Here is a 20,186-nt window from a genome sequence, read left to right as displayed (position 1 = left end):
AGTTTCCTTACCTATATCTAAGAGTAAAATCATTTTCGATACTAATGGCAGATAATCCGCTGCCTGTTGTGGTTAACGCTTGATGTACTGCGTCAGCAAGCTCGCCTGTTGGCCCCTTGAAGCGAAGACTGGCGACAATATTGCTACCTTTCTTATCAATGGATACATCCGATACACCACCTAAGGTACTCAATAGGGCCTGAAGCTTTTCTGGTTGTTTTATTTTCGATTGGGGTAGCCAAACCTGTCTCACCAAACCGCCGCGAGCAACAACCTGGGTAAAGGCTTTTTGTAACGCTTGCGCCAACGCTTGAGTTTGCTGCTCATGAGCCAGATGAACCGCCATTAAATCTTGCTCTACTCGTTGGCCGCTAGGTAAAGCCAATAGCGCAGGATTATTCTGCCAATGGCCATAGATATTGCCGCTTAAATCTTGAACATTGACATTGAGGTGTAAACGGTTGGTAGCGCCTATTTCAGCAAACTCCGAAGTGGCTAATACCACTAAGCTAGCCACTGGCGAAACTTCAATACCTTGCTCACCAAGCCACATGGTTAGCTCAGTTTTTAGAGGTTCAGGCGCAATCACTTTAACCCGTGGCGAGCCAATAACCGCTAAGAGTTGTGATGCTTGTTGTACCAAAGGTGACTTCTCGACAACCGCATGCAGAGTGACCTGTAGGCCATTATTGGCAATAGGATGACTATCTAAGGTTTGCCACTCTTTTACTAGCCCTTCACTATGGCTAGATAACTGTTGCCCAATAAGCTCTTGCATTTGAGTGGTTTCATCATCATTGAGCACCTGCAAGTTTAATTGTGATGACTGACTATGTTGCTGAGTTAACCAGACACCAACCACCTGTGAAACCGCTCTTTGTAAGGCATCCATTTCGGCATGATAACGTGCTGTTTGGCCATTTTTAGGCCACCCCTCACCGGAAACGGTAACACTGACATTGTGAGAATCCTCTTCCCAATCTTGAGATTCTTGTAGTGCTAAATCCTGCAAAGACAAACTCACGGTCACACACGTATCATTGCCACTAAGGGTGGGAGAGGTGATTGTCAGAGGAAGGGCTTGCATGCTCAGTCCTTCGAGCATATAGCTTCGTTGTTGCTCATATAGACTGGCAGATTGCTCATTTAATGAAGCATCCATAACCTGTGAGCTGTCAGTAACCGTTAAACTTTTATTGCCTTGAATAAAGGCTGCCAGCTCTGCGGCGGCTTGGTTTTTTGCACTTGATATAGCCACACTGCCACGACCATAGCCACATGCCGTGGTTTGCATTGTTGCATCGGCTAAGACCTTCACCTCAGCCGCCAATGGTGTGGATAATAAGGCTAATAAACTTAACCCTATTGTTCTCATGTACGCTTCTCCAAAAATCCCTGAGGAGTGCCTACAGACACGGCAAACACTTTCATATCAGCGCTAGGACGATAAATGCCTTTTTCAGCTGTTTTCTTAATAGAGTCAGCTAGATCATTGTCTTTCCAACGAATAATCTCACCGATAGCACTATTTGCAGAAGGTGTCACATTTGCCACACCGATAGGTTCGACAAAACCGGCCTCCATAGCTAAACACTATCATGGTTTCATTAGGTAACACGCCAGCATTTTGACCACGATCTAAACTTAATTGATTACCCTTAATCCCCATAACTTGTGTCGTTGCAGGCATTTCAGTCAACATTCGAGTAAGAAGAATATCTATGCCACGCGATGCCATATCATTAATTACCGCATTTACGTGGGCACTATCAAAATACCTAAAACCACTGACATAGCGGTTACTTGCCATGACATATTTAAGCTCAGACCGCTCACGAACATCTTCTGACTTAACTCGAATTTTACCTAGATTAGGGTGAGATAGTTTTTCGCGAGTATAAGGATTTAGCACTGCACTCGTCAGCTCTAAGGTGTAATCCATCCAACTGGTAATACTGCCTTCATTTTTTACCGTGCGCAGCGAGTCTAATTTAACAATATAATCAGGCTTAAGTACCTGCTGAGAGCTAACCTTTTCCGCTAATGCTTTAGCACCTTGTTGATCTAAGTATATTTGCTGCTCTTGCGATACGACATCATCATCACGCGTCACAATGCGAAAACGATTAATCCCCGCAAACTGATTCTCAAGCATCATTAACAGCTGTTGATCTTCAAATGCTCTTAATGCGTTAACACCTTCACCTTCACCACTCACTTTGGCTACATCAAAATACATACGTACGACAGGCTTTTTCAGAGGGCAACCATCGTTTTCATTATTCACATCAAAACTGCAACGATCTAAACCTTGAGTGTCAAAGTAAGACGGCACACGGATATCGTTATCATTAAAATCGTAAGCGCTTTTGGCGACCTCTGCATTTGAAGCTCGATTACTGACTTGTGACATCTGAGTCTGTTGAGCTGGCTTACTCTGACACCCAGCCAACATAGCAAGCGTGAGTAAAGAGAGAGAAACGTGTTTTATTAATTTCATAACAAATCCTAATTATCGAACATCCATTTACTAATAGGGGCTTGTACTTGTGTCTCCAGCCCTTGTAGTGCCATTGATTTAGCGATTGCAGAGCCAGCCCCCTTACCTTCAGCAACAAGATGACGCTGATGCAATACTCTAAATGGTGATTGAGCTTCGGTAATAGTGAGCAGCAGATTAGCTTGTGCCAAACGCTGTGAACCGCGATTGGCTTGCTTCCACTTGAGATTAGTTTTCACTAACAACCGAGTATTACCACTTTGGGGAAGTGAACTGCTCAACGCAGATTTAATCTCAGCTAATTCATGGCTAGCAATCACTTGACAAGAAACCGCATCGAGCGCTTTGCGCCTCTCAGCCATTAATGACTCAAGTTGAAGAGATAAAGCCGTATGTTCACCGTCAAGTAACTGAAGTACTCGTAAACGTTTATTCGCCATGTCGAACGTTTCACCATAATGAAGCGCCCAAATAAACTTTTGGCTAGGTTGTGACGGTGAACTTGATAAACGAGACAAAATAGCCAACTCATTTTCTAAGTTTGCTACTAGAGTGGATTTTTTGATCCCAAGCAGTAAAGCCGTTTCATTTTGAGATTTCGCGGCCTCTAACTCCTGAACACCTTCTAAAGTAAAAGGCAGGCTATTCATTTGACTAGATTGCTTAAAATTGCTTTCTGTATGGCTGTTATTAGTGGTTAATGTTTGAGTTTGCTCAACACTATAATCAACACTTAATTGTGCCACTATTTCACTTAGGGCTGCATCTCTGGCAGAGATACGATCGCTGCCTACCCCGACACCAACAATAAAATCATCATGTTGGCTCTGAATGAGTAACCCATTCAGGCCAAGCATATACAGAAGAACTAAAAGCAATTGCCCAACAAAAGGCAAATAGGCTTTTAATCATTAGCTTTTAGCTTCCTGCTCTTGCTGAAGTTGTTTAACAGCATCGATGGTTGCAAGCTCTAAATCAATGATTTCATTAGCTTCTAATGCTAATTCTAACTGGTCCTTTGCTTTTAATAACGCTGTACCAAGGTCGTTTGGATCTTCTTCTTTCTTTTCGTCGAAACTCAAAGATTTAAAAACAGAACCAGTAAGATGGGCTGCCGTCGCTTTGGCAACCGCAGTACTATTCTCGGATAAAATGTATGCAGATTTAGCGATTTCTACCGTTAACGTTCCAGCTAACTGAATGTTTTGATCGTAAACATTTTCATTAGCCTTGGTATAAGCAGTAATTTTGTGGCCAATTTTTTCATCCTCACTAGCCGCTCCAGCATCAAACTGATCAATCGCTAACTGCAGCTCTTCAGGAGTAGCATCTTTGTAAGCATATAAAAAAGCTTGTACATCTTTATAGTTTTCAGTTTGCTTTCTATACTCACCAATCACATTACGTTGACGTTCTAATACAGCCGCTGCCATATTAAGAAACTCATCAACACCAGGTTGAATAGTAACAGGCTCATATCCTAAATTATCCATTTTGACAGTTAGTTCAGATACAGCTTGTTCTCGGTCAAGCGTGGCAGCCGATTTATCAGATGTAGAGACGCAACCAGTAAATAGAGGAGCACAGAATAATGCAAAAATGAGAGGGTTTTTCACAAGACAATTCCTTTTAAGATGAAATACCAAGGAAGTGCCATTTAAAAAATACTTGAGGAAAAAATACCTTTTATAAATTTTAATTAACTCTTCCCTTGAGTTGAGGCGGCATAATACAACAAAAATGTATGAAACAACTGATATATATCGTTTTTTTTGAAAGACATCACAATGTTAAACAACTTGTCTAATAGCAATAAAACCAAAATAACCAAAATAACATCTAAAAAATCAAGATAACCCAAAATATAAAACTAACAATATCAACCACAACAACTTTCCATACTAAAAACCGATTAAAAGTAAAAGAATATTCATAAAATATCTCTATCTAAAAAATAAACAAAAAAGTCTTTATATAGGTAGACCTGCAGCGATTTAAATCATGGGGCACCAAAATGGTTTTCAAACACACCAAAATTGATGCTCAAGCTTACCTTCAATTCAGCCGTGACCTTGGCGCTACACTAGATTAAAAATCAAACAAAAAAGCCGCGATCATTTAAAGATCTTGTCACGCTTTGGTGCATAAACACTCAGATCGAGATCAATTTAATCAACAGAGATATCAACAAGTAATCCACGGGGGATCTAAAGTTAATCAACATAAGGTGGAAAACATTAAGGATCTGTTTTTTAAAGAAAAAATACAGCGATGTTTTTTATGGATTTTGATTAGCTTAGTAAATTTCAGATCTCAGTAAAAAAGTTATACTCAAAATATATCGCTAAAAATAAGCCAGATCGCAGCGCAGATCGACTGATTAGTCGATGTCAACCATTCTACTCGCTTTTTTATACTAGATTTTCACGCTTTTTCAGCATACCAACCAACAAGCAATAACTCTGCTTCCCCAGCACTCGATCCAATATTTAGACCTAACAAATGCACGCCAATCAGCACCAATCTAATTAACCCAGTATTAGCCTAAATAATTTAGATCGAAATCAATCAGCCCTTTAGGCAGTAATGACTCAATTAACATGAAGATAAACCGAGTAGGCTATGACCAACACCCACTGCGAGCGATAACACACGCAGCAACTATAGATAAACATGGCGGCATCAAGGTGGTAAAAACGTCGAAAGTGAGCTCGATAGCGGGAGTTAACATGGCCAATCGTGACTAAATAACCAAAGTCTAGAGAACAGCTTACGCTAGCGCGGGTTTGATGAGCATGGTGGGTAAGATGCCATGTATAAAAACAGACTCAGTTGTTACTGCCTATGAATTGTGCAATTCAAAGCCTTTGGTTAATAGCAACTAGGGCGCTGAAGTTCCACGTGAAACTTCACCTCCTCGTTTATTCCACTGTAGTTATGTGATGTTCAAGATAAGTTAACCCAATTTGTAACTGAAAAACTTACGTTTATCGGGCCCTACAGCATTAGTACTGATTTTATTAGGATGTTTATATTCATCCCAACTGGCGACATTTCGCCCTTTATTTAAATGAGGAAAGTTTAAATGAGGCAAATTTGAGTGGGAAGATGGTTTCACATCGCAAGATAGCGCGCCGTTCAAAGGTTCAACCGATAAAAATGTCATAAGCTTTGCCAAACTGTCAGCATCACTAATATCAATACTAATAAAGTTAGCTTGCTCGCTAAAGTAATCAAAAACTTGTTTTTTATGATTATGATAACAATCAACCAAATGCATCGCACACATAGGATCATCCACCCGATTAATCGCAAAACTGTGATTAAAACTGCGCTTTAAAATGGGATGAAACCGCCCCGTTTTATCATCAAGGTGCACCAACATTCGACTAAGTAACATCTGCATCGATGGCACCCAAGCATCTAGCGCCCGGTCTAAGTAAACAAATTTAGCTTGTGGATATAAACCATGTAACTGGCGATAATCACTAAAACACGGTGCGTCAGACACCACATCCGCCAACTCGAATGCCTGCTTAGTAAACGCCTGATGAGCCACTTTAAAGCCCTGTTCTAACAAAGCCACACTAACACTCGTGGTTCCTGTTCGCGGCAGACCTATGATGAAGATTTTGGCTCTATTAGGATTGCAGCAATTCGGCATAAACTTAACCCTAGTTTTAAGTGGTCTCGATTTAATGAGATGCAGTATAAGGGAATGGCTAAGTTTGTTCGAGCTTACATAGCATTATAAAAATGCGTTAATTGAACATGCCTTTATATAGCGCCTTGGTAACAACTTAGCCTTTGCAACTCCCTATAACTATCTGCAATAAAATGGAATTTGGATTTATGCTTTGATTGATTAATTGATAAGCAGAAGCTCTTTGCTAGCCAACAGATAACTTAGCGGCGTCATGCCACATTACATCAGGTATTGGATGCTCTAATCGCCATGTGATATTCATCGGTTGTGAACCGCTATAGCTGACATAATGTACTTTGCCAAAATTCACGAATCCCATAGTGCGGCCATTTTCGTCTTTTGACTGCTCTCGAACAAACAACAGTATGGTTTTCCTTAGCTTTTGTTGCTCAATATAACTCAGACCTCGACCACGTTCTGGCCGTGCGCTATTTTGTGATTGCCAGTGAAAAAGATGCTCGCTAATGGCATAGTCGTGATACATGGTTGTCGGTGAAAACTGCTTCTCTGATTTGTTTAACGTGACAAATAAGCATTCAAGATTTTGGTCATTAATAGCAAGCACACCTTCTCTTGAAGGCGATTTAGCTACAAATGTGCTTGCACCAATTGCTGCTAAAATTTGCTCACGAGTATAACGAGAGTGCACTTTCAACGCTGTGGGTTGGAGTAATTCCAAATCCATTTCTTGATGGTGTATCCGGTTGAGCAGTATCGCCAATACTGCCAACAATTCTTCCTGTAACGGTTTATTGCGTAGCATCAGCAAGCTAGCCGCTAAACTGTTAACGTTTAAAGCCGTACCTGACTTATCCCAAAAGTTGTAATGACACATCAAAGCAAACTGATTTTGAATAGGATCTAGCCCGTCAAAGAGAAAATCATTTTCGCATAACTGTTTGATAAACTTTAAATAGGATAATGACGTGCAACTGAGTAAGTGGAAGTTAATCGCGCGATAATAAGCTTTAGCTAAATCGGGCTGAACTGCAGGTTCTGTAATCTTATTCCCCTGAACGGCCTCGACTAATAAGGTCCATCCACTTTGGCCATTAATCTTTATGCGATAAATGTCTTCAAGACTCACTTGCGGGTTCATGAGTAAAAAGTAGCCTAACGTGAGCGGCAAGTCAGTTTGATGTTTAAAGTTTGCCATTAGACTGGTTAATCGATTGGAATTGAGCGTTGCGCGGCTAATATTACGCAAAATCATCGACTGCGCTTTCTCCTCAAGTTCAATTCGGCACCCTAGCGGTAGATGCGGAAAGTCATTCAGAATTTCATCTTTAATCGACTGATTGGTTTTACCGACTAACGCTCTAAATTTCTGTGAAAAATCATATTCATCGCGTGAATTTCCGACAAAATCTAATATGGTGCAACACTGTTTATCATCGGTGAGACGCAAACCACGGCCAAGTTGTTGCAGGAATATAGTCAAGCTTTCCGTTGGCCGTAAAAATAACAAGGTATCGACCTCTGGAATATCGACACCTTCGTTGAAAATATCCACCACACACAAAATAGATAATTTGCCACTAACTAAGCTCTGCCGCTTTTGTTGGCGTTCAGAACGATTATCACTGGTCAGCACATCGGCGCTGATCCCCGCTAAATTGAACTTCTTCGCCATGTATTCGGCGTGTTCCTTGGTTATACAAAAGGCTAACGCCTTGATATTATTTATATCTGTTACAGTTTCAACTAGGCTGCGAATAATGCGCGTCACGCGTTGTTCATTGTGAGTGTATAAATTGCTCAGCTCAGCGACGTCATAACGACCATGGCGCCAATTTAACTTGCGAAGATCGGTCGCATCATCGATCGCAAAATATTGAAATGGACATAAATGCCGTTGATTAATAGCTTCGGGTAAACGTATTTCAGCGGCAATGACACCGCAGAAGTCAGCCAAAATATCGACACCATCATGACGCTCTGGTGTAGCCGTAAGCCCCAATAAAACCTTAGGTTCAAAATGAGCTAAGAGCCCACGGTAACTGCTCGCAGCAACATGATGGACTTCATCAATAACAATATAATCATAAAAATCAGCCGCTAATGGCAGGTTATCAAGTTGCAGATTCAAGCTTTGGATAGATGCAAATAAGTGTTTGTAACTATTTGGTTTATGCTCTGCCACCCATAGCTCGCCAAATTGATTATTCTTTAATACGCCGCGATAAGCGCTGAGGGCTTGCTGTAAAATTTCTTGCCTATGAGCAACAAATAGAAAATTAGCTTCTGGATACCGTTTATAAAATCGCGCGAAATCGAACGCAGATATAATAGTCTTGCCCGTGCCTGTCGCCGCGACAATAAGATTTTTAAAACGGCCATGAACGCTTCGTTCTACTGCAAGCTGTTCGAGGATTTCTCGCTGATGCGCAAACGGCTTAATGTCAAAATGAAATGAGCTCGATTCAGTGCCACAGCCTTTCGCTTCTTTGAGCGCATTGTTTAACTTTTCTTTACTGTTCGCATCACCGCTAAAAAGCTCAAATTCGTTCGATTCCCAGTAAGTTTCAAAAGTGCTGAGTGATTTATCAATAATGTGGGGAATTTCTTGGGTGGTGATCTTAAGGTTCCACTCAAGCCCGCTGGTCAATGCAGAATGCGATAAATTTGAAGAACCGATATAACCAGTATGAAAACCCGTATTTCGTAGAAATAAATAGGACTTTGCATGCAGCCTTTCGCGTTTAGTGTTGTAACTTAATTTTACTTGGCTATTGGGTAAACTGGCTAGAAACTCGACGGCCTTAGCATCAGTAGCGCCCATATAAGATGTCGTGATGATACGTAACTCTTTACCACTGCGCGTAAATTCCTCAAGTTCATTTTTGAAGATACGAATACCCGCCCACTTGATAAATGACACCAGCCAATAGATTTTATCTGATGAGCGGATCTCACGTTTAAGCTCACTTTCAAGCGATAATCCCGCATTACTACCACAAAAAAGCTCACTCTGAGTGAGCCCTGTTAATGGAAATATGGCGGCCGTATATTTAGGTAAATCAGTTGCAATAGGATTTTGCTTGTTAAAGAGAGCCGTGAGTATCCGACCTTGGCTATCGATGAGATTTTCATCAATAAAATCATCATCGTTAATGTGCTCTTTGAGCCACATCACTAACCGATTAGCCAAACTGATTTGATTGATAACTTGGTTTTCATCTGCGGGAACAGAATTAATCACATATTCAATGACTTTAGTCAAAAAACGTGAGAGCCAAACACTTGCCTCAGCAACTTCTAGCTTCCTTTCCCCAACAAAAAATATGTCCTTATCTAAGCGCTGCTCAATGAGTTGAGTAATAAGCTTTTCGTAAATCCCGACCTGTTCCATAGCCAGATATGCCCCAAGACTAACAATCAAAGTGCTAGTGAATATATCACATAAGAAATTGATTCAAGATGATATTTTCATAATAGCTGAATATTTAGCTTAGGGATAAATACCACTTAGACTTTGACTCATAATCTCCACAGCGCAAACCTGTTTGGCCTTGAGTAAAATGCACAGTAGAAATAGTATTGCTCAGCTAATCAGCTTTCAGGCATTAGCCACTAATGAGCTCCATTTCAAAATAGCCACTAACATTAAACCGTGAAGCTCAACTAAAATAACACAGTTAATTCCACCATCGTAAAGCTGCCCTGCCAATGATTTATGGATTTAAATTCCTTGTCACTTTCATTTTTAATCGATCGCTGTAAAATCCGCGCCTTGTTTTAGTCTTTAACCTTAAGCAGTCCATTTTTGATGATCGATCTCAACCTACTACCACTCTATTTAACCACTGTAATTGCGCTGCTGCTGATCCCTGGCCCTGACATGCTATTAATCGCCAGTTCTAGCCTAAGCTATGGTAAAAAGGTGGGGGTTTATGCCAGCTTTGGTAATGCCACATCGGGGCTTATTTTGACATTGCTGGCGGCACTGGGCGTTTCTGCAGTCATAGCGGTTAATCCATTAGCTTTAGAACTACTTCGTATATTAGGTGCCGCCTACTTATTGAAGATGGGATGGGATTGTATTCGCAGCTGTGCGGCCGATGCCCCGCAAATTGAGCAACAAGATAATATTGCTAAACAACTGTACCGACGTGCAGTGATGAGCAATCTGCTCAATCCGAAAGCGTTGATCTTTTTTGTATTGTTTTTACCGCAATTTGTCTCGACTCAGCTAGCCACGAGCTCTGGCCAGCAAATGTTAGTCTTAGGTCTATTACTCAATGTGATGGGATTACTATTTAATCTATTATTGGTCGCTATGGTGGGTACATTAGGTAAGTCATTACTTAATAATGATAAATTTAGACAAAATCAAAATAAGTTTATGGGGATCATCTTTTTTGCTTTAGCCATTTGGCTTTTGGTATCACAGGTTAAAAGTATTAGTTAACCCAGCTTTAACGCGTTGTTGGCTGCTGTACTAACTAATATAAGCCTACTAAATATAAGCTTATGAACAGTAAGCCGCCGACAAACGTACGCCTTTTACCAGTTAATTATCCAGTGCTATTTAAACCACACTTTGACACTGGCTAATAAAGTAAAGCCGCCCACTCTTGGTGATCAATAACTAGTTATCACTAACACTCAATAATACTTAGCCATTAAGTCATAGCCCTAAAATAAACGACTTAACCACCCCACTCTTTCCCCTGTAAACCGCTACCACTGAGCGCCCGGCGCTGGCCTCTTTTAATGCACTGTTACTGATTGATAAATCTGCCGCGCTATACCATTCGTCACTTGATGCCATGACTCACCTTCCTTTAGCCTAAAATTAATGATGGCTCCAACAAATAATGTGTGCACTGATTTAGGTGAACTAACGTCACCGTTTTGTACGTATATAATCAAATAACCTGCAAATAGAAATGGATCTTTATGTTAGATAAAAGCCAGCTGAGCAATAGACCCAAGATGCTCGACCAACAAGCTGAAATAGCCAAATTTGATGCTCTAGCGCAAGAGTGGCGCGATCCTAAAGGTAAATTTAAGCACGTATTAGCCTTTAATCAGACTCGCTTAACTGCCATAGAAGATGCCATAGCAGGTCATTATCAACGAGATTTAACTCAAGACGTCAGCTTCGAAGGTTTGTCGATCTTGGATATTGGTTGTGGTGTTGGCCTACTATGCGAACCATTAGCCAGTCAGGGGGCTGATGTAACCGGTATCGATGCTAGCGCCCATAATGTGCTATTGGCACAACGACATGCTAAAAGTTGGTCGATCAAAGTCGACTATCAACATTGCTTAGCCGATGATTTACTGAATAAACCACTCCAATATGATGTGATTCTAAACACCGAAGTGATTGAACATGTCGACGACCAACGCCAGTTAATCGATGTGTGTTGTCAGCTGTTAAAACCAGGAGGATTATTGGTGATGGCGACTCTTAATCGCACCATCAAATCCTATCTTATCGCCATTATCGGGGCTGAGTATGTCATGGGGTACCTACCCAAGGGCACTCATGATTGGCGTCATTTTGTAAAGCCACAAGAGATAGATAACATGATATCGCGCCATGGATTAACCACAATAAAAGTGGAAGGAATGCGCTTTAATCCATTTTTCAACCAATGGAAAACCAGCCGCCAACCCGACGTAAACTATTTGCTCTATGCCCAAAAACCGCTTTAAAACTGGCTTGCAGATACCGCCATCACATTATGCGGTATGGCGGTTATTTATCGTTATAACGTGCTTACCAACAAGACCTAAATGGGCTTTTCACTTATGATGCCATAATGGCTTAGATTGACATTAACTCGGTTTTAATAGGTTAATGCGGCATAAAGCTTAATCATCTTGTGACTCAATATAGGAAAAATAATGGCAAAAATAGAACTGATTGTCGGTACAACACTGGGCAGTGCCGAGTATGTTGCTGATGAATTAGCGGCACAATTAGAGGCTTTAGATCACCAAACTCAGGTACATTTAACCCCAGAACTGAACGATCTTGACCCTAAATGCCTATGGTTAATCGTGTCATCAACCCATGGTGCAGGCGATCTACCTGACAATATTCAGCCTTTTTACGAAGAAATCGTGGCCAAAAACCCCGATCTTAGTCGAGCCAAATATGCTTTGTGTGCCATTGGCGACTCCAGCTACGATACTTTTTGCCAAGGGCCTGAAAAATTAATTGAAGCGATCGAAAATTGCGGTGCACAAGTCTATGTGGATAAGATCCAGATCGATGTGCAATACGATCCTATCCCTGAAGAGCCTGCTCAGGCTTGGTTAAGCTCCTGGCAAGATTATCTTTAACGATCCCATTCCCGTATAACTCTAGTAATAGCCCACAGATTAGATCATCTTTATCCACATATTACGCTCTTAAATGATAAATATGTGGATAACCTATTATTTGATCATGATCTAACTCTGTATTATTCACTGACCTCGATGACCAAAGATCACCCTTGTGGATAAGTAGGCGATCTATCCCCAAGCTTACGCCAGTTAGATCGCGATCAGATCACAGGATCAGAATGATGCTATCTATTGATATTAAAGGTGAATTAGAGTTATCCACCGAAAAGTGCGATCCTAATAGTAAACATAATAAAGGATCTATATAAAGATCTTAAGATCTATTAAGCAGATCCACTTGAGATCGAAAGGGCTAAATTGATCTTTCACCAAATGCCTTCCAGGTGCTAAAATGCTCGGCTACTCGATGGTTAGTTTGTCGGTAGCAAATATCAATCTACTTTCAATTTCGATACAGGTTTTATTTAAGGTACTGTGATGCATTTTCATGAACGGTTTGATGTAATTGTTGTTGGTGGCGGTCATGCCGGAACCGAAGCTGCATTGGCATCTGCTAGGATGGGGTCAAAAACGTTATTGTTGACTCACAACATTGATACCTTGGGACAAATGTCCTGTAATCCAGCAATTGGAGGGATTGGTAAGGGCCATTTAGTTAAAGAAATTGACGCCTTAGGTGGCGCTATGGCCATAGCAACAGATCATGCGGGGATTCAATTTAGAACCCTAAACTCGAGCAAAGGCCCTGCAGTTCGAGCCACCAGAGCCCAAGCTGACAGAGCTCTTTACCGAGCTAAGATCCAACAAATTTTACAAAATCAACCTAACCTGCGCTTATTTCAACAAGCGGTAGATGATCTCATTGTTGAAAACGATCGCGTTATAGGGGTTGTTACTCAGATGGGCTTAGCATTCGAAGCTCCAGCGGTAGTGTTAACTGCAGGAACCTTCCTAAGCGGTAAAATTCATATTGGCTTAGAAAACTACAGCGGAGGACGCGCTGGCGATCCGCCATCGATCTCTTTGGCGCAGCGATTACAAGAACTGCCTATCCGTGTAGGACGTTTAAAAACCGGTACTCCACCACGTATCGATGCCAACACCATTAATTTTGACTTGATGAGTGAGCAAAAAGGTGATGATCCATTACCTGTAATGTCGTTTATCGGCGATGTAAAAGATCATCCTCGTCAGGTCTCTTGCTATGTGACCCATACTAACGAGCGTACCCACGACATTATTCGTGGTGGACTCGACAGAAGCCCAATGTATTCAGGCGTCATTGAAGGTATTGGTCCGCGTTATTGCCCATCGATTGAAGATAAGATCAATCGCTTTGCAGACAAAACATCACACCAGATTTTTATTGAGCCAGAAGGGCTTAATACTAACGAGATCTACCCTAATGGTATCTCAACCAGTTTACCTTTTGATGTACAGTTAAACCTGGTTCGTTCGATCCAAGGTATGGAAAATGCACAAATTATTCGCCCTGGCTATGCCATCGAATATGATTATTTTGATCCGCGCGATCTCAAAAACTCACTCGAAACTAAAGCGATAAGTGGACTCTTCTTTGCTGGCCAAATTAATGGCACCACAGGTTACGAAGAGGCTGGCGCACAGGGGTTACTTGCTGGCATGAATGCATCACTACAGGTACAAGGCAAAGAGTCTTGGTGTCCACGTCGTGATGAAGCCTATCTTGGTGTTTTGGTTGATGATCTATCAACCCTTGGTACTAAAGAACCCTACCGCATGTTTACCAGCCGCGCGGAATACCGTTTATTGCTGCGTGAAGACAATGCGGATCTGCGCTTAACCGAGAAAGGTCGTGAACTGGGATTGGTTGACGATAACCGCTGGGCTAAATTTAATACTAAACGTGAAGCCATTGAACTAGAGCTTCAACGTCTACGCAGCCAGTGGATCCACCCTAATTCACCTTTGGTGGATGCGTTAAATCCGCACCTCAATACGCCAATTACGCGTGAAGCGACCTTTGAAGATTTACTACGCCGCCCAGAGCTAGATTATCCTAAGTTGATGAGTATTGAAGGTTTTGGCCCAGCCATTGAAGATCAACGTGCTGCAGAACAAGTGCAAATTCAGGTGAAATACTCTGGCTATATTCAACGCCAACAAGATGAGATCGATAAAGCTATTCGCCATGAAAAGACTCGTCTGCCGTTGGATCTTGATTATCAAGAAGTGCCCGGTTTATCTAACGAAGTGATCGCCAAATTAAACGATCATAAACCTGAAACTGTCGGCCAAGCGTCGCGTATTTCTGGTATCACACCTGCCGCGATCTCTATTTTGTTGGTCCATCTTAAAAAACGTGGTTTGCTCAGAAAGAGCGCATAAAACCAAGCTGTTGATTGATATAAGTCTAGATGGTAAGCCTTGGTGCTTCCCATCTAGGCTCGTCCGCTTCATAATATCCCATTGTTTATCGAGGATACGTCTGTGTTATCAGCCCAATTAGATACTTACCTTGCCGAAATCGAGATGACGGCAACGCCAGAGCAAAAACAACAGCTGCTCGACTTTGTTGCCATGTTGGCTAAATGGAATAAAGCCTACAATCTAACGTCGGTGAGAGAACCCGAGCAGATGCTGATCCGTCACATCATGGACAGCTTAGCGGCAAGCAAACATCTTGTTGGAGAGCGTTTTATCGATGTGGGCACTGGCCCAGGATTGCCCGGTATTCCGCTGGCGATTATGAATCCCGATAAAACCTTTGTACTGCTTGATAGTTTGGGTAAGCGAATTCGCTTTCAGAAACAGGTTCAATTTGAGCTTTCTATCGCTAATATAAGCTCGGTGGAAAGTCGTGTCGAAGCCTATCAACCTGAAGAAAAGTTTGATGGCGTATTAAGCCGCGCATTTGCCTCAATTCAGGATATGCTGCATTGGTGTCACCATTTACCGAAAGAGACTGGCTGTTTTTACGCGCTAAAAGGCCAATTAAGTGATGACGAAATGGCACAACTACCTGAAGGCTATAGCGTTACTCATGTATTTGAATTAAAAGTCCCTCGTCTCGATGAGCAGCGTCATTTGCTCAGAGTGGTTAAAAACCCTTAGGCTCGAGGTCGATGACTGTTGCATTATTAAATCAGTTCAAGCAATTTGATAGCAGAATAAACTGACCCTAAACCAGCTAACAAGATAGACAGGATAATATTGTGGGTAAAGTGATAGCCGTGGCCAACCAGAAAGGTGGTGTCGGGAAAACAACAACTTGTGTGAATTTAGCTGCATCTTTGGCTGCCACTAAGCGCAAAGTTTTGCTTATCGATCTTGATCCTCAAGGTAACGCTACTATGGGTAGCGGTGTCGACAAATACAGTGTCGAAAATACCGCCTATGAGCTGCTCGTTGAAGAAAAAAGTTTCGATGACATAGTGTATCGCGACACAACGGGTAAATACGATCTGATCGCCGGTAATGGCGATGTGACCGCAGCTGAAATTAAGCTGATGGAGTTTTTTGCCCGCGAAATTCGCCTTAGAAATGCACTTGCGCCTATCAAAGATGATTACGACTTTATCTTTATCGACTGCCCGCCTTCGCTCAACATGTTGACGGTCAACGCCATGTCGGCAGCCGATTCAGTGCTTGTGCCTATGCAGTGTGAGTATTACGCTCTCGAAGGCTTAACCGCACTCATGGATACCATCAGTAAGTTAGCTGCTATGGTTAATCCTGGGCTGTCTATCGAAGGGATCTTACGCACCATGTACGATCCGCGTAATCGACTATCTAACGATGTATCCGATCAACTTAAACAGCATTTTGGCGATAAAGTGTACCGAACGGTGATCCCTCGTAATGTGAGGTTGGCTGAAGCCCCCAGTTTTGGTGCTCCTGCCATGTATTACGATAAGTCTAGCGCGGGGGCTAAGGCTTATTTGGCGCTAGCTGGTGAAATTATTAGACGTGCAGAGCAACATTCTCAGTTAGAGCAAGCTTAAGGAAAAATTGATGACACCGAAAAAACGTGGCTTAGGCAAAGGGTTAGATGCGCTATTAAGCACTAGCCATGCAGCGGCTAGCAATATGGCTTCTAAAGATACCAGCAGTGACAGCCATGAAGAGCTAAAGATGATTGCCGTAGACTTGCTGCAACCGGGTAAGTATCAGCCTCGTAAAGATATGTCACCCGAAGCGTTAGACGAACTTGCTGAATCGATTCGTAATCAAGGTATTATTCAGCCCATCGTTGTGCGCCGCGTTTCTGAGCAAGGATATGAAATTATTGCCGGTGAACGTCGCTGGCGTGCGTCTCAATTAGCTAACTTAGACAAAGTGCCTTGTATCATTAAACAGGTGCCTGATGAGTCGGCTGTTGTTATTGCATTAATTGAAAATATTCAGCGTGAAGATCTCAACGCGATGGAAGAAGCGATTGCGTTAAATCGTTTAATTGAAGAATTTGACCTCACCCATCAGCAAACTGCCGATGCTGTAGGAAAGTCGCGTACTACTGTATCAAATTTATTACGCTTGAATGGCCTAAACGAGCCAGTAAAGCGCATGCTTGAGTATGGTGATATCGATATGGGCCATGCTAGAGCGTTACTTGCCGTCTCTGGCGATGAGCAAACGACACTGGCTAGATTAGTGAGTGCTAAAGAGCTAACTGTTCGAGAAACTGAACGTTTAGTTAATAAAACCTTAAATCCACCTGAAATCATCGATAAGCCAGCAAAAGATCAGGATGTTGCCCGCTTAGAGAGCCAGTTAATTGAAAAGTTAGGTGCCAAAGTTTCTATTACTCATAATAAAAAGGGTAAAGGTAAAATGGTAATTAACTATCAAAACTTGGCTGAATTAGATGGGATTATTGAAAAAATCCGCTAATTATTACAAGTTAACGCAATATTATGTAATTTTGTGACATCTGTTAATCTTCCTCTTTTAGACTTTTGGCGTAGATCACGCGAAAAGTCTCGATTTTCCCTACCTTAAACTTGCTTTGAATGTGCGAAAAGGTATACTTTCGCAAGCTTTTTGTACCTCGTCAGTGAACGGATATTTGTAGTCCGGTCATAGAAACAAAAAGTATGAATGCGGAGAAGATGAATTGAGCAAGGTTTTAGCACGTCGTGGCCGGTGGTCTGCCTATAAGTTGGTGATGATGCAGGCGGCGATGGCTGGGGGTGTTTCGATTGTCTTTTTCGCCGTGTGGGGAGCTCAGTTTGGACTATCTGCGTTAGCAGGCGGTGCAATTGCTGTACTCCCTAATTTTGTATTCGCGACCCTCGCTTTTTCCCACACGGGAGCAAGTTCAGCAGGAAAAGTTATGAAAACTTTTTACTGGGGGGAAGCGGTAAAGTTGCTGTTAACCATTGCTATGTTTTCGTTAGTGTTTATCAATCTTAAAGTCGTATTTATGCCGCTTTTCGTTTGTTATGTTGCTACCTTATTCGTACATTGGACAGCTCCTTTATACTTCAAGCAAAGTTAAGTGGGATGAATCATGGCTGCAACTGGTGAAGCGTTAACACCGCAGGGCTATATCCAGCACCACCTTACCAACTTACAGGTTGGCGAAGGCTTCTGGACATGGCACATTGATTCGTTGTTCTTTTCGGTTGGGCTTGGTGTTCTATTCTTGTGGCTATTCCGCAGTGTTGGCAAGAAAGCAACGACAGGTGTTCCCGGTAAGCTTCAATGCTTTATCGAGATGATCGTTGAATTCGTCGACTCTAGTGTGAAGGAGACCTTCCACGGCCGCAATCCTGTTATTGCTCCGTTGGCGCTAACTATTTTTATGTGGGTATTCATGATGAACTTCATGGATATGATTCCAGTTGACTGGATTCCATCACTGGCAGCTGCTGCTGGTATCCCATACATGAAAATTGTGCCAACTACTGACTTAAATATCACCTTCAGCTTAGCTATTGGTGTGTTTGTGCTGATTATCTATTACAGCATCAAGGTCAAGGGCATTTCAGGTTTTGTTAAAGAATTGACATTACAGCCTTTTAACCATAAGGCAATGATACCCGTCAACCTCCTATTAGAGTCAGTTACTCTGATCGCTAAGCCTATTTCATTGGCATTGCGTCTATTTGGTAACTTGTACGCAGGTGAGTTGATCTTCATCCTTATTGCGCTGATGTATGGTGCTAACATGGCGTTATCTGCCCTAGGTGTGACATTACAACTAGGTTGGTTAATCTTCCATATTTTAGTTATCACTCTGCAGGCGTTTATCTTCATGATGCTGACGATCGTATATCTCAGCATGGCACATGAAGATCATTAAGGGTTGCTGAAGAAATTTTTTTTAAGCTAAATCACTAACTAACTAAAGATTTAGAATACTGGAGATAGAGATGGAAACTGTATTAGGCATGACAGCTATCGCTGTTGCTCTACTGATTGGTATGGGTGCTCTAGGTACCGCTATCGGTTTCGGCATCTACTAGGTGGCAAGTTCTTGGAAGGCGCTGCGCGTCAACCAGAAATGGCTCCTATGCTACAAGTTAAGATGTTCATTGTTGCTGGTCTATTGGATGCTGTAACCATGATCGGTGTAGGTATTGCACTATTTATGCTGTTTACTAACCCACTGGGTGCAATGCTGTAATCAACGCTTCTGTCTTTAATCTAACTAGGAGGCTGTTGTGAATATCAACGCTACCCTAATCGGTCAGACGGTTGCCTTTATTATCTTCGTGTGGTTCTGCATGAAGTTTGTTTGGCCCCCTTTGATGAATGCCATCGAAGAGCGCCAAAAAAGGATAGCCGACGGTCTAGCTGATGCTGATCGTGCTGTAAAAGACCTTGAGTTGGCACAGGCGAAAGCCACCGACCAACTAAAAGAAGCTAAGGCAACTGCTAACGAAATCATTGAGCAAGCTAATAAGCGCAAAGCTCAGATTGTCGAAGAGGCCAAAGCCGAAGCAGACGCTGAGCGTGAAAAAATTATCGCTCAGGGTAAAGCAGAAATTGAAGCTGAACGTAATCGCGTGAAAGAAGACCTGCGTAAGCAAGTCGCCTCTCTAGCCATCGCTGGCGCAGAGAAAATCCTTGAGCGTTCGATTGATGAAGCCGCCCACAGTGACATAGTTAATAAACTAGTTGCTGAAATTTGATAAGGGAGTTGAGTTATGGCTGAAATAACCACCATCGCTCGTCCTTACGCAAAGGCAGCGTTTGACTTTGCTCTTGAAAAAGACGCAGTAGAAAGCTGGGCAGAAATGCTTAGTTTTGCAGCTCAAGTCAGTGAAAACGAGACGATGAAGCCGCTACTGTCTGGCGCATTAGCCAGTAACCAGCTTGCAGAACTTTTTATTAAAGTGTGCGGTGAGCAGGTCAATGAGCAAGGTCAAAACCTGTTAAAGGTAATGGCTGAAAACGGTCGTTTGGAAGTACTTCCTGCCGTATGTGAACTCTTCCAAGGGTTCCGCAATGAGTGGGCGAAAGAGGTTGAAGCACATGTTGTTTCTGCCACTGAGCTTAGCGCAGAGCAACAACAGCAAATCGGTGCTTCTCTAGAGAAACGTCTCACACGCAAAGTTAAGCTGAATTGTAGCGTAGATGCCAGCCTAGTCGCTGGTGTAATTATCACGGCAGGCGACCTAGTCATTGATGGCTCGGTCAGCGGTAAACTAAACCGTCTGTCTGATACGCTGCAGTCGTAATTGGGAG

The 20,186-nt window shown here is 42.2% G+C and carries 17 protein-coding genes and 1 pseudogene; 12 read left to right on the top strand and 6 right to left on the bottom strand.

What is annotated here, in order from left to right; all coding sequences use genetic code 11:
• Positions 1-7: 7 nt before the first annotated feature.
• The 6 genes from AC5YBZ_RS17765 to AC5YBZ_RS17740 form a co-directional block, all read right to left on the bottom strand.
• A complete protein-coding gene (locus AC5YBZ_RS17765) occupies positions 8-1,375 on the bottom strand; it encodes a hypothetical protein (protein WP_494543284.1) in 1,368 nt (455 codons plus the stop codon).
• Positions 1,376-1,525: 150 nt separating this feature from the next.
• Positions 1,526-2,500 (bottom strand): hypothetical protein, encoded by a 975-nt coding sequence (locus tag AC5YBZ_RS17760; protein WP_494543283.1) that lies wholly within the window; start codon positions 2,498-2,500, stop codon positions 1,526-1,528.
• 8 nt (positions 2,501-2,508) lie between these two features.
• On the bottom strand, positions 2,509-3,357 hold the full coding sequence (locus AC5YBZ_RS17755; protein ID WP_494543282.1) for an LPP20 family lipoprotein: 849 nt from the start codon (positions 3,355-3,357) through the stop codon (positions 2,509-2,511).
• Positions 3,358-3,411: 54 nt separating this feature from the next.
• Complete coding sequence (locus AC5YBZ_RS17750; RefSeq protein ID WP_475515391.1) at positions 3,412-4,116, bottom strand: hypothetical protein; 705 nt, start codon at positions 4,114-4,116, stop codon at positions 3,412-3,414.
• A 1,340-nt stretch (positions 4,117-5,456) separates the two neighbouring features.
• Positions 5,457-6,164, bottom strand: a complete 708-nt coding sequence (locus tag AC5YBZ_RS17745; protein WP_494520437.1) for a sulfotransferase — start codon at positions 6,162-6,164, stop codon at positions 5,457-5,459.
• Between the two features lie 226 nt (positions 6,165-6,390).
• Positions 6,391-9,558 carry a DUF3427 domain-containing protein gene (locus AC5YBZ_RS17740; RefSeq protein WP_494543281.1) on the bottom strand — a complete coding sequence of 1,056 codons (3,168 nt, stop codon included), beginning with the start codon at positions 9,556-9,558 and terminating at the stop codon, positions 6,391-6,393.
• 417 nt (positions 9,559-9,975) lie between these two features.
• On the opposite strand from AC5YBZ_RS17740, the gene AC5YBZ_RS17735 reads away from it, so the two are divergent.
• The 12 genes and pseudogenes from AC5YBZ_RS17735 to atpH all read left to right on the top strand — a co-directional run bounded on the left by AC5YBZ_RS17735 (position 9,976) and on the right by atpH (position 20,179).
• Complete coding sequence (locus AC5YBZ_RS17735) at positions 9,976-10,617, top strand: LysE family translocator (RefSeq protein ID WP_494543742.1); 642 nt, start codon at positions 9,976-9,978, stop codon at positions 10,615-10,617.
• 491 nt (positions 10,618-11,108) lie between these two features.
• On the top strand, positions 11,109-11,873 hold the full coding sequence (ubiG, locus tag AC5YBZ_RS17730) for a bifunctional 2-polyprenyl-6-hydroxyphenol methylase/3-demethylubiquinol 3-O-methyltransferase UbiG (RefSeq protein ID WP_494520439.1): 765 nt from the start codon (positions 11,109-11,111) through the stop codon (positions 11,871-11,873).
• A gap of 192 nt (positions 11,874-12,065) precedes the next feature.
• A complete protein-coding gene (gene mioC / locus AC5YBZ_RS17725; RefSeq protein WP_494543280.1) occupies positions 12,066-12,506 on the top strand; it encodes an FMN-binding protein MioC in 441 nt (146 codons plus the stop codon).
• 483 nt (positions 12,507-12,989) lie between these two features.
• Complete coding sequence (gene mnmG, locus AC5YBZ_RS17720; RefSeq protein ID WP_494520441.1) at positions 12,990-14,879, top strand: tRNA uridine-5-carboxymethylaminomethyl(34) synthesis enzyme MnmG; 1,890 nt, start codon at positions 12,990-12,992, stop codon at positions 14,877-14,879.
• A gap of 102 nt (positions 14,880-14,981) precedes the next feature.
• Entirely contained in the window at positions 14,982-15,605 is a 624-nt protein-coding gene (rsmG, locus tag AC5YBZ_RS17715) for a 16S rRNA (guanine(527)-N(7))-methyltransferase RsmG (RefSeq protein WP_494524189.1), read from the top strand.
• Between the two features lie 101 nt (positions 15,606-15,706).
• Positions 15,707-16,495, top strand: coding sequence for a ParA family protein (locus AC5YBZ_RS17710; protein WP_110458817.1), 789 nt, complete (start codon positions 15,707-15,709; stop codon positions 16,493-16,495).
• A 10-nt stretch (positions 16,496-16,505) separates the two neighbouring features.
• Positions 16,506-17,384: a ParB/RepB/Spo0J family partition protein gene (locus AC5YBZ_RS17705; protein WP_494520443.1), complete on the top strand. Its 879-nt coding sequence runs from the start codon at positions 16,506-16,508 to the stop codon at positions 17,382-17,384.
• Between the two features lie 223 nt (positions 17,385-17,607).
• Entirely contained in the window at positions 17,608-17,991 is a 384-nt protein-coding gene (locus tag AC5YBZ_RS17700; RefSeq protein WP_494520444.1) for an ATP synthase subunit I, read from the top strand.
• Between the two features lie 12 nt (positions 17,992-18,003).
• Positions 18,004-18,798 carry a F0F1 ATP synthase subunit A gene (atpB, locus tag AC5YBZ_RS17695; protein ID WP_494520445.1) on the top strand — a complete coding sequence of 265 codons (795 nt, stop codon included), beginning with the start codon at positions 18,004-18,006 and terminating at the stop codon, positions 18,796-18,798.
• Positions 18,799-18,868: 70 nt separating this feature from the next.
• Positions 18,869-19,122, top strand: a pseudogene (gene atpE / locus AC5YBZ_RS17690) (F0F1 ATP synthase subunit C).
• Positions 19,123-19,159: 37 nt separating this feature from the next.
• Positions 19,160-19,630, top strand: a complete 471-nt coding sequence (gene atpF / locus AC5YBZ_RS17685; protein WP_494520446.1) for a F0F1 ATP synthase subunit B — start codon at positions 19,160-19,162, stop codon at positions 19,628-19,630.
• Positions 19,631-19,645: 15 nt separating this feature from the next.
• Entirely contained in the window at positions 19,646-20,179 is a 534-nt protein-coding gene (atpH, locus tag AC5YBZ_RS17680) for a F0F1 ATP synthase subunit delta (protein WP_494520447.1), read from the top strand.
• The last annotated feature ends 7 nt before the right edge of the window (positions 20,180-20,186 follow it).

Source organism: Shewanella sp. 553 (assembly GCF_059338375.1).
The sequence above is the reverse complement of the archived record's forward strand: the minus strand, read 5'-3'. Positions and strand labels throughout refer to the sequence as shown.

Bases quoted from the DNA above. Each gene is read 5' to 3' on its own strand.
- AC5YBZ_RS17765 (WP_494543284.1), bottom strand. From the start codon at position 1,375: ATGAGAACAATAGGGTTAAGTTTATTAGCCTTATTATCCACACCATTG.
- AC5YBZ_RS17760 (WP_494543283.1), bottom strand. From the start codon at position 2,500: ATGAAATTAATAAAACACGTTTCTCTCTCTTTACTCACGCTTGCTATG.
- AC5YBZ_RS17755 (WP_494543282.1), bottom strand. From the start codon at position 3,357: ATGCTTGGCCTGAATGGGTTACTCATTCAGAGCCAACATGATGATTTT.
- AC5YBZ_RS17745 (WP_494520437.1), bottom strand. From the start codon at position 6,164: ATGCCGAATTGCTGCAATCCTAATAGAGCCAAAATCTTCATCATAGGT.
- AC5YBZ_RS17740 (WP_494543281.1), bottom strand. From the start codon at position 9,558: ATGGAACAGGTCGGGATTTACGAAAAGCTTATTACTCAACTCATTGAG.
- AC5YBZ_RS17735 (WP_494543742.1), top strand. From the start codon at position 9,976: ATGATCGATCTCAACCTACTACCACTCTATTTAACCACTGTAATTGCG.
- ubiG (WP_494520439.1), top strand. From the start codon at position 11,109: ATGTTAGATAAAAGCCAGCTGAGCAATAGACCCAAGATGCTCGACCAA.
- mioC (WP_494543280.1), top strand. From the start codon at position 12,066: ATGGCAAAAATAGAACTGATTGTCGGTACAACACTGGGCAGTGCCGAG.
- mnmG (WP_494520441.1), top strand. From the start codon at position 12,990: ATGCATTTTCATGAACGGTTTGATGTAATTGTTGTTGGTGGCGGTCAT.
- AC5YBZ_RS17705 (WP_494520443.1), top strand. From the start codon at position 16,506: ATGACACCGAAAAAACGTGGCTTAGGCAAAGGGTTAGATGCGCTATTA.
- atpB (WP_494520445.1), top strand. From the start codon at position 18,004: ATGGCTGCAACTGGTGAAGCGTTAACACCGCAGGGCTATATCCAGCAC.
- atpH (WP_494520447.1), top strand. From the start codon at position 19,646: ATGGCTGAAATAACCACCATCGCTCGTCCTTACGCAAAGGCAGCGTTT.